The 8,751-nt window shown below is 55.0% G+C and carries 12 protein-coding genes; 4 read left to right on the top strand and 8 right to left on the bottom strand.

Going from position 1 to position 8,751, the window contains the following annotated elements; all coding sequences use genetic code 11:
* From HFD95_RS21835 to HFD95_RS21810, 6 genes are all read right to left on the bottom strand, one after another.
* A partial coding sequence (locus tag HFD95_RS21835) for a hypothetical protein (RefSeq protein ID WP_167430716.1) occupies positions 1–794 on the bottom strand: 794 nt, incomplete at its 3' end.
* Between the two features lie 40 nt (positions 795–834).
* The gene (locus HFD95_RS21830; RefSeq protein ID WP_167430715.1) at positions 835–1,047 is read right to left on the bottom strand and encodes a hypothetical protein; all 213 of its coding nucleotides are present in this window, start codon (positions 1,045–1,047) and stop codon (positions 835–837) included.
* Between the two features lie 487 nt (positions 1,048–1,534).
* A complete protein-coding gene (locus HFD95_RS21825; RefSeq protein WP_167430714.1) occupies positions 1,535–2,902 on the bottom strand; it encodes a hypothetical protein in 1,368 nt (455 codons plus the stop codon).
* Positions 2,903–2,906: 4 nt separating this feature from the next.
* Positions 2,907–3,257: a hypothetical protein gene (locus HFD95_RS21820; protein ID WP_167430713.1), complete on the bottom strand. Its 351-nt coding sequence runs from the start codon at positions 3,255–3,257 to the stop codon at positions 2,907–2,909.
* A gap of 73 nt (positions 3,258–3,330) precedes the next feature.
* A complete protein-coding gene (locus HFD95_RS21815; RefSeq protein ID WP_167430712.1) occupies positions 3,331–3,573 on the bottom strand; it encodes a hypothetical protein in 243 nt (80 codons plus the stop codon).
* A gap of 24 nt (positions 3,574–3,597) precedes the next feature.
* Entirely contained in the window at positions 3,598–4,575 is a 978-nt protein-coding gene (locus HFD95_RS21810; protein WP_167430711.1) for a hypothetical protein, read from the bottom strand.
* 685 nt (positions 4,576–5,260) lie between these two features.
* On the opposite strand from HFD95_RS21810, the gene HFD95_RS21805 reads away from it, so the two are divergent.
* A complete protein-coding gene (locus HFD95_RS21805) occupies positions 5,261–5,728 on the top strand; it encodes a peptidase M14 (protein ID WP_167430710.1) in 468 nt (155 codons plus the stop codon).
* 498 nt (positions 5,729–6,226) lie between these two features.
* Here the strand turns inward: HFD95_RS21805 and HFD95_RS21800 are convergent, their stop codons facing one another.
* Positions 6,227–6,697, bottom strand: a complete 471-nt coding sequence (locus HFD95_RS21800) for a hypothetical protein (protein WP_167430709.1) — start codon at positions 6,695–6,697, stop codon at positions 6,227–6,229.
* A 259-nt stretch (positions 6,698–6,956) separates the two neighbouring features.
* Between HFD95_RS21800 and HFD95_RS21795 the strand changes: the two genes are divergently transcribed.
* The 3 genes from HFD95_RS21795 to HFD95_RS21785 all read left to right on the top strand — a co-directional run bounded on the left by HFD95_RS21795 (position 6,957) and on the right by HFD95_RS21785 (position 8,554).
* Complete coding sequence (locus HFD95_RS21795; protein ID WP_167430708.1) at positions 6,957–7,508, top strand: recombinase family protein; 552 nt, start codon at positions 6,957–6,959, stop codon at positions 7,506–7,508.
* Positions 7,505–7,981: a hypothetical protein gene (locus HFD95_RS21790; RefSeq protein WP_167430707.1), complete on the top strand. Its 477-nt coding sequence runs from the start codon at positions 7,505–7,507 to the stop codon at positions 7,979–7,981. Before HFD95_RS21795 ends, HFD95_RS21790 begins: the two co-directional genes overlap by 4 nt.
* A gap of 102 nt (positions 7,982–8,083) precedes the next feature.
* Positions 8,084–8,554, top strand: a complete 471-nt coding sequence (locus HFD95_RS21785; RefSeq protein ID WP_167430706.1) for a helix-turn-helix domain-containing protein — start codon at positions 8,084–8,086, stop codon at positions 8,552–8,554.
* Here HFD95_RS21785 and HFD95_RS22000 read toward each other — a convergent pair.
* Positions 8,551–8,751: hypothetical protein (locus tag HFD95_RS22000; RefSeq protein WP_207713355.1), on the bottom strand; the 201-nt coding region annotated here is incomplete at its 5' end. The two genes, HFD95_RS21785 and HFD95_RS22000, sit on opposite strands and share 4 nt — an antisense overlap.

Raw genomic sequence — 8,751 nt, 5'->3', positions numbered from 1 at the left:
AGCGTCTGGCTGGTCAGGTTCCCGGCAGTGACAACAGGTGTAGCGTTCGCTGTGTGTCCGGCTGCGTCGGTGATCACCTTCACTTTGCCGTTACGGATGGCAGAGACTTCAGCAGGAAGCTGTACGGCGGTCAGTTTGTTACCGTCAACAATCGCTGTGCAGTTGTCGTCTACACCCAGCGTAGAGGCATTCTGGACACGTACAGCCGCGCCAGCCTGCACCATTGCAGCGCCATCGAGATACGCGCTCCGCACCACGTTATTGGCAACGTACATCCGAATGCGTCCGGCAACGGTTGAGCCACCGCGTGCAGTGGTGACGTCTACCGGGTTGCCGTCAGATTGCAGGGCATTGGTCAGGCCGGAGAAGTACGCCGAAACTAACGCACCATTACTGACACGAGCACGGACGCCAGCGCCTAACAGGGTGTTGCTGTTCCGGTCTTGAATACTGATTTCATCAGCATCTGTAGCGATGGCGTTTACCAGTGGCAGGGTGACACTGTTTAGGGTGTTACCTGTGACCGAAGCAAGGCCCGAAACCTTGTGGCCAGCGCCGTCCTGCACGGGTACAGCCGCAGCGTCCTTAACCGTGGCTGTGCCGTCTGGCTCAACCGGGCTGATACCCGCAGCAGACAGCGCCTGCTCCAGCTCAGCGAGAACGGCAGTCAGGGCAGGTTTAACCGTACTCAGGTCTTTACCGCCAGTGTGTGCGACGGTCAGCAACTTAACCGCGTTCGTCATAACGTTGGTGAGGTCTTGACGCGCTTCCACGTCTTCAAATAAATCAGCCATTGCATAGGCTCCTTATGGTTGGATTGGCAGGATTGCCGGGTTACATCGTTTGATGTTTGATGCGCTGCTTATCGCGCAGCAGGCGTGCGCCTTCCGCAATCAGTGCGGCCTGTTCCGGCGTGTCATAACTGCCGAGGTTGTAGATGTGTGGGCCGGCCTGTATCTGCGCCTTGTAGCGCTTGCGGTGTCGGGTAACTCCGTAGCCGAGCGGGTTGGAGCGCTGGTAATCTGATTGAGTGAACTGTGGTTTCATGGTGGTTTCCTTTAGGCGTAGAGAAGCCGCAGCAGTAAAGCTGTGACCGGGTTTATTAATTGATTCAGACAATAGAAGCCTAATGCCCCCAACGTGGTATTAACCACGGGGAGCGCAGCGACAACGACTGTCGTTGCTTTGCCGTTAGGCTTTCAGGTTGATGCAATCCGTGCAGACGGGCGCTCTTTATCAGGTACTGTTATCGTACAGTGAGACGGTGGCAGAGCCTGCTTTTCGGGGCAGGGCCGAATACCACGGTATGCCTGTTTATCCCTGTCGGGAGTCCGGGGCCGTGACCGAGAGCCAGCCAGTTGCAATGTGATTTAATGTCGTTGAATGGTTTTCTGTTGGTAGTGACATAACTAGCCAACCTTGCTAGGATTAGATTGCGACGTCTGTTTCCTAGCAAGCATTGCGAGAATCAGATTACAGAGGCGGCGGGGTTTAATCAACCTCGTCGCCTTTGTTCCTTCTGGAGCACTGACAATTACTTAGCTGATTCAGCGCCACGACGCAGAGCACCCCAGCCATCAGCGAAGTTCAGACCAGCGCCATACTCAAACGCCAGACCGCGCAGGAACTCTAAGTTCTTCGCACGCTCTTTCGATACGTCCAGCTCAGTGACTTCCCCGGCCTCAACCTTGAAAGCAGCCTGCACGACGAACGGGTTGTTCGTACCCATCATGCCCCAGGCATCTGCATCGTAATGACGTTCACGCACGGTGAAGATAACCGCAGCGCCTTCTCGCTTAATGCCGATACTCAAATCCATGCGGCCTGTTCCTGCTGGTGGCTCTTTGCCGTCCGGGTAGGTTGGACGTGCAGCGCCAATAGCGCGGGGGAAGTTCACAGCAGTTTTCCAGCGTGCGCCGTTCTCAGGGATGAAGTCAGCAACGGCCAGCATTGCAGCCTGATAATCTGGAGCATCACCGAACGGAACCAGAGGGATTAACCATTGGGCTTCGGTCAGCATACTGGCGAGGCGCATACGCTTTCCGGTCTTCGCCATATCTACCAGCTCAGGAAGCAGCTCAGCATCAGCACCCGCAGCCATTGCGGAGGCTTCGAACTGCATACGCTTCAGTGCCGGGCCGAATGCCTTATTCAGAGCCTGTTCAATTGCCAGCTCCTGCACTTCTTCAACGGTGCTAATATGCTCACGCAGTGCTTTGCCGCGCAGGTATGCCGGAAGCTGTGACGCAACAGCGGCCAGCAGCTCCGCTTTCTCGTCGTCGTAGTCGCACAGCTCCAGCAGTTTAGCGCCCACGTCAAAGCCAGCATTAGCCATCATAGGCAGCGAACGCGCTACGCCTGTGGTCTGCTCTAACTGCTTCAGTCGCTTATCAAATTCCGTGTAGGTCATTGGCTCAACTGACAGGTCAGCCGGGTGCAGTGACTTATGCATGTGCTCGTGAAAACTGTAGTCCGGGCCGAAGCGTGAATCTAATACGCCGTCGTCCTTCATGCGCTGCGCAATCTCACGCGCTTCGCTGTGGTCTGGTGCAAAGTAGGTCTGCTTCACAAGGTGCTTCATGCCCTTCTTATCGGTACGCAGAATCTTAATCTCACCTACTTTGCGGGTGCTGGAGTCAACCGCAGCAGATGCAGCCTGTGCCAGCTCCAGAGCGGTCGGGCCGGAGTTCTCGTCCTGTACGTACCAATCGCCCTGCTCGCCTTTGTGGGCTGGTTCAGGGGCCGCTACGCCGCCGAGGATTTCTGCAATCTCAGCATCAAAGGTGCTGCTGTCGCTGTCGGTGCTGGTGGCTTCGGTTGATGCAACGTGTGCGCCTTCGAGTGCAGCCAGTAGCTCAGCGCCGCCGCGTGCCTGTTCGGTCTTGTTGATTTCGTTAGTCATGGTGTTATTCCTCATTGGTTAAGTTGATTAGCTCACGCAGAGCATCGGTTAAAGCCGCATCGTAAATCTCATGCAGCAGGTGCGGCAGTGGTGCCTGTGCAATCGGGTCGTTATGGATGTATGCAACGAAAGCAGCACGACGCTGATTCCAGTGAATACCGTATCGGGGAGCACTGTGCTTTTTGATACGCTGCAACCGCTCCTGCTTTGCGCTGGCGAGGTTGCGAGGTAGGCGGGTTCCGTGCATATAGGCCCGGATGATTTCCGAGTCATCAGCGCACCGGAAGTGATGCGCCTCTTGCTCAGGCGAAGGGAGGTTATCGAAAGCCGCGATGACGGCTGCTGGTAAAGGCATTGGTGACGCTCCTGCATGGATTCTGCAAAGTGGGTAAGGTGATTACCCAGCAGAACGCGCGGAGCGTTGCGGGTTATCGGCGAGAGCGAGCCATCTGGCTACGCATGTAGAGCAATTGGGCTTTGGCCTTCTGCTCTGGAGAGCGGCGCGGGTCTTCCTCAATCTCACGCTGGCGAGCGTCTAGCTCACGCTGCTGGCGCTGAAACTGGTTGTCCTGCTGGATGTCGCTGTTACGGTAGCGGGTGCGCTCTGCAACGATGGCTTGCGCCTTTGCTGCGTCCTCTGGTGAGAGGTCGGAAAAGTCATAATCAGACATTGGTCTGGCTCCTGTGGTTGAGGGTTAAAGCTGGTGGTAGCCAGCAGGAATAGCGGCGTTGTCACAGGCCCAAGCCCGGACAGCCTGAAACTCTGCATCGGTGCGCATCCAAGAATCCACCGCAGCAGTGCGCAGGGACTCTAAAGACTTCTGCACGCCATCGGTTTTAACCGGATGCATGAACACGGGAACGCCCCGGACAATGCCCGCCATCCAATGCACACGCGGTGCGGTTGCATGGGCGATGATTGCGGGAGTCGTATGCTCTGCGTATGCCGCGCTCTGTTTCTCAGCTTGTGCAGCAGCCGCAGCCTGCATCTGGCGCTCTGTGCGCTTCCGTTCAGCAGCGAAGCGGGTTTCCTTATAGCAGGGTGCGCAACGGCCAGAGAGAGCGATACGCTCAGTGCCGCCGCACTTCTTGCATGGTGTCGCAGAGGTGTAGTGAACGCCTACCAGAGCAGCCCGGCCACCTTTGGCCCAAGCCTCAGAAATTGCACGGAAACGCGCTGTATCACGCACAGAGAGGCGCTGGAGCCACATCGTTGCAAAGTCATCAGTGGAGGGCGCGGCGAGCGCAGCGGTCAGCTCAGAGAGCGTAGGCATAGGACGTTCAGCAGAGCGGCGCAGCATCTGCTCACGCTCAGGGTATTTCGGCAGAGCCTGCCCGTTCAGTGTGGCGCGTCTGCCCTTCTGTCCGCCGAAAGGCTTCGTGCTGGTTGGGCGGGTGCGTACTCGCTTGCCGCCTTTCTTGATTACCGGTTTATATGGGAGTGGTTGCATGTTGCGTCCTGTAATGGGGTATGCCGCACAAACTAGGTCTGACACGAAGGCCAGGCTGTTTAAGTGCGTAACATAGGGTTGTGGTGGGTTGTCGCTGCTAAAGCCTTGTGCGACAAGGGAGGGAGAGTCTTTGTCTTGCAGGGTGAACATAGAGTAAATCAAAAAGAGAAGCCCCAGCGAACCGGGGCCAATCAACAACACTCTAAAGGAAGATTCCACCATGAAAGAATCTGAATACGCCCGGACTGCCACCCACAGCAGCGCACACGGGAGAGGAAGCCCGCCGGACGTATTCAGGTTATTTCACAGGGAGAGGGAGATATGCGGCCCATCCCGGAGGACAGGCCCACGCCTCAATGCAGAGCGGCGTATGCACCTTAAGTCTCAGCAGCATTCAAGAAGAACCGTAAACAGCGGTTCGGTACAGAGTACCCATGAGCGCACCCTTGCGGACACGCTCAAAGTTACCAAGTAACCCGCTACGCTTTGAAGAACTACCAATCCTGAAAGAGCACAGCACGGGGGCGGTACGCTTACAGCATTGCAGTCAGGTGGAGAATGCCCCCGGCAGCAGAGACGCCGCTACCGGGTTGCACAGAGGAGAGGCTATGACTAGTAACCATTTCAAGCGAGAAGCAGAGGCGTAGGGAGGGAATTACCCTATGTCTCCTATACGTGTCACTCTAAAGCACACGTTCGGTCAATTAATAGCCATGCATGGCTGTAGCCCTTGTGGGACAAGGGTTGACGCTCAGAGAGTAACGACAGGCTAAGCATCATGGCGTGGCGCAAAGCTATGTTATCTCTCTATAGCGTGTCGTTCTATTGGCCTGCTCTGGTTTAATGCTGAACAATGATTGGTAGTATACTGTTTATACTGAATATTTTTTACCTGTTGAGGGTGCGTATGGAATGGGCTTCGGTTGTAGATTCGGCTGTAAAAATAGGGCTTGGAGCACTTATCGCAGCAGTAGCCTCTTACCTTACTCTTTGCAAAACCCATCGGCATGAAATCAGGAGAGATAAGATCCTGCATCAGCGACAAATGACTGAACGTAAGAGATTGCTATATTTGGACTTTCTTACCGCCTCTAGTGTGCTTACGCAAAAGTATAGGGATACTAGCTGCAATGCAGACGGTGTGGACTATTTCGATTACCAACGGCTTTACCACGATGTATCAATCAGCTCTGACGACGAGATCAGGCTAGGGGCTTCCAACGTGTTATATGTGGTAAATCAATACATCGTGATTAATAAGAACGGTCAGGAGTACGAGCTATTAAAGAAGATGAAAGAGCAGGTTAATGACGTACTTGGAATGTTCCAATTATTGGCAAAGCAGGATATTGAAAGCTCGATGTCCGTGCAGTAGCACACCAAAAATTGCTATATCCACGCGAGGCTCCCCCTGACCATCAACGATGCGACTTCCCCCATAGGGGTTGCCTGCCGCTGGCTGTGAGAAATGAAAGGGTGTCCGGGTGCCTTCATTGCCAGCCAGTGCCGGGCGTTGTGATGACCGGGTGTAGATGGGTTTATTTAGCCATCCAGACATCTAGGTGTTTACAGGTTCCTGAATCCATGATAAGCTCCGCGCCGTCGCCGCAGGCCCACGGGTATTATCCAGCCATGCCGGGTGCGAACACAAGCTAAGTCCGGTCTAATACCATTCCTCTAACAATGCTCGTTGTGCTGCTGCGTAGCGTGCTGCTCGTTCTATGGCTGATTCAGTCGGGTTAATCTGGTTGTGTGTCATGCTGTATTCTCCGGTTTAGGGTGTAGCTGTTGCACGAAGTGCCAATGGCTGTCCGGGGTATAACGGGGATTTCCATCCCCTTTTATATATGCTTCCGTTAAGTACACTTTTTAATCACATAGCCAGTTTGTAGCTGTGACGCTCGTTCATCATGTCCAGCATTACGAGGAAGTGCTCTATAGCCTCCGCTACCTGTCTGCACCATCTCTGTGAGTATCTGTCCTGTGTAACCTCCTGCACCGCAGCGGCGTTAATCACAGGTTGTGAGGTGAGTACCTGCCAGACCAGTGATCGCTTCATTTTGTCGAAGCAGTTAAGGCTACCTGTCAGGATGTCATCAATAGCGGCGGGGAGGTTGCTGCTGTTTTCCAGCTCCTGCCAGTAAGCCAGCAGATTGTTGCTGTACGCCTTGCGGCGTCGCGTGGGCTTCTGTGCGCCGCTGTCCGGGGCGCTCTCGCTATCGGTGCGGCTACCGTCCAGCTCATAGCCTAAGTCGCGTAGCGTGTCGTATGCGCCGCCTGTGCCGTTCAGCTCTGCATCTTCAAACTGTGCATAGTGGGAATCGTGCGCGGTAATAGTCATCATGATGGTTATCTCTCTTTGTTGGTGGTTGGTTTCTCCTATACGTGTGTTTCTATTTGGGTTGAGTCCTGATTCTGCCTGCAATGTCAATAGCTTATGTGTGTTCGTTATCGTGTATCAAAATGCCACGCTTTATCGGTACGGCCTGATTAATCCGGTACAGGTGCAATTGCTGTATCAAAAAGCCTTGCATCAATCATTCTGATACAGTACATTTCATCACATAGCAAATTGATACAGCACAGCGAACGGAGTTAATCAGATGGCTAACGTTGGTTACATCAGGGTTTCAACAGCAGACCAGCACACAGAGCGCCAGTTGTCCGGCATCGAATTAGACCGGGTGTTTGAGGATAAGCTGTCGGGCAAAGACACGAACCGCCCCGGCTTCGCTGCAATGATGGATTACGTGCGGGACGGCGATACGCTGCATGTGCATGAGATGTCGCGCTTAGGCCGTAACGTGCTGGACATCCTCAGTACGATTGAGCAGCTAACGGCACGCGGTGTAGCGGTGAAGTTTCACAAGGAAGGGCAGCAGGCAGATAACAGCTCTGCGATGGGCCGCGCGTTCCTCGCAATGATGGCGACGTTTGCAGCGCTGGAGCGTGATTTGATGTTAGAGCGCCAGCAGGAAGGATACCGCGCAGCTCAGGCCGCAGGGCGCATCACAGGGCGCGGTAAGGGTAAGGATGTAGACAGGCCAGGCATTGCGGCGGCAATCGCAGCAGGGGCCAGCATAAGAGCCATAGCGAAGGATTTCGGAGTATCGCCGCAGACGGTGCAGGCGATTAAAAAGGAGCAGGTGTTATGAAGAAGTATCGGAGCAGCAAAGCCTATCGGAACGGGCAGCAGCATAACGCGTCAGTGACGAACTATGCGCAGCGTAACGCGGAGAAGGCGGAGCAGCGGAGGTTGCAGGCTGTGCGCGAGGCTCAGAGCATTGTACGGGCAGAGGAGGAGCGGCAGCGCCGTAGCTGGCTCGATAGCATCAGGGCGAACCTGTCAGGCATAGTCTTTGGTGCAGGCGTGTACGCGGCGATTATGGCGCTGGGTTGGTGGCTGACTCAGGGAACAGGTGCCGTGCTGGTGCGCGGGCATTACCGGGCCGCAGCCGGACAGGGCTATAGCATCATGTTTGTTTATACCGCCATCCCTGTGATATTCGCGCTGTGCGGCATCCAGAGCGTGCGGAAGCGGAAGCAGAGGGCAGAACGTGCCAGAGCGTTTCTGATTGAGCAGGAGAAGATACAGGCGTTTAAGCGGTCGCAGTTGGGCCAGCAGTAACACTTAGGCCCGGCGCAATGCTGGGCTTCCTCGTTGTGTTTCCGGGTGTATACTGCACAAAGTCAACAGCGGTTAAAGCCGCGCAGCCGATGCAGGTAACACATGTCAACAGAGCCAGATTCTACCGCCTCAGAGCAGCCTCCAGTACCGCCAGAGTACACACCCTACCTCAACCTTTCCGACGCAGCGAAGGCCGCAGGCGTCAGCCGAAAGACGCTTTACGCGCATATCGATAAGGGTCTGGTATCTGTAACCCGTAAACAGGGTAAGCGGTTTATTCATGTTGCCGAATTAGAAAGACATTACGGGAGTGTTACCCTTAAAACGTTACCGGGTAACAAACAGATACAGCAACAAAGTAAACAGGATGCAGCGCAGTCGGAGCAGATAGCAGAACTGACAGCCGCTATACAGTCGTTACAGCGCGAAACAGAATCATTGAGGGCAGAGGTGCGGGAGTACCAGAAAGCCGCTCAGGAGAGTGCAGAGCGCGTTGCTGGGCTACTGGAGGACAAGACTGCAAAAGAGGTGAGCACCGCCAGCCGTAGCTGGTGGCGCAAACTTTGGGATTAAGCAGCCGGGGCGTCAGTCACAGCGATGGCAGTGATCGCGCCAGCCGATACAGTGAACGTGTATACCTTTCCGGCAATGGTGACAGCGGAGCCGTTCAGGGTCAGTGAGGCAGTGCCTGCAAGCGTCTGGCTGGTCAGGTTCCCGGCAGTGACAACAGGTGTAGCGTTCGCTGTGTGTCCGGCTGCGTCGGTGATCAC

Origin of the sequence: Pantoea sp. EKM10T, from assembly GCF_011800685.1 — a bacterium.
Classification (GTDB): Bacteria; Pseudomonadota; Gammaproteobacteria; order Enterobacterales; family Enterobacteriaceae; genus Pantoea; species Pantoea agglomerans.
This window is presented reverse-complemented; position numbering and strand designations above follow the sequence as displayed.

What these genes read in the sequence shown, in the direction of transcription:
- HFD95_RS21830 (WP_167430715.1), bottom strand. Translation starts at nt 1,047, where the DNA reads ATGAAACCACAGTTCACTCAATCAGATTACCAGCGCTCCAACCCGCTC.
- HFD95_RS21825 (WP_167430714.1), bottom strand. Translation starts at nt 2,902, where the DNA reads ATGACTAACGAAATCAACAAGACCGAACAGGCACGCGGCGGCGCTGAG.
- HFD95_RS21820 (WP_167430713.1), bottom strand. Translation starts at nt 3,257, where the DNA reads ATGCCTTTACCAGCAGCCGTCATCGCGGCTTTCGATAACCTCCCTTCG.
- HFD95_RS21815 (WP_167430712.1), bottom strand. Translation starts at nt 3,573, where the DNA reads ATGTCTGATTATGACTTTTCCGACCTCTCACCAGAGGACGCAGCAAAG.
- HFD95_RS21810 (WP_167430711.1), bottom strand. Translation starts at nt 4,575, where the DNA reads ATGGTGGAATCTTCCTTTAGAGTGTTGTTGATTGGCCCCGGTTCGCTG.
- HFD95_RS21805 (WP_167430710.1), top strand. Translation starts at nt 5,261, where the DNA reads ATGGAATGGGCTTCGGTTGTAGATTCGGCTGTAAAAATAGGGCTTGGA.
- HFD95_RS21800 (WP_167430709.1), bottom strand. Translation starts at nt 6,697, where the DNA reads ATGATGACTATTACCGCGCACGATTCCCACTATGCACAGTTTGAAGAT.
- HFD95_RS21795 (WP_167430708.1), top strand. Translation starts at nt 6,957, where the DNA reads ATGGCTAACGTTGGTTACATCAGGGTTTCAACAGCAGACCAGCACACA.
- HFD95_RS21790 (WP_167430707.1), top strand. Translation starts at nt 7,505, where the DNA reads ATGAAGAAGTATCGGAGCAGCAAAGCCTATCGGAACGGGCAGCAGCAT.
- HFD95_RS21785 (WP_167430706.1), top strand. Translation starts at nt 8,084, where the DNA reads ATGTCAACAGAGCCAGATTCTACCGCCTCAGAGCAGCCTCCAGTACCG.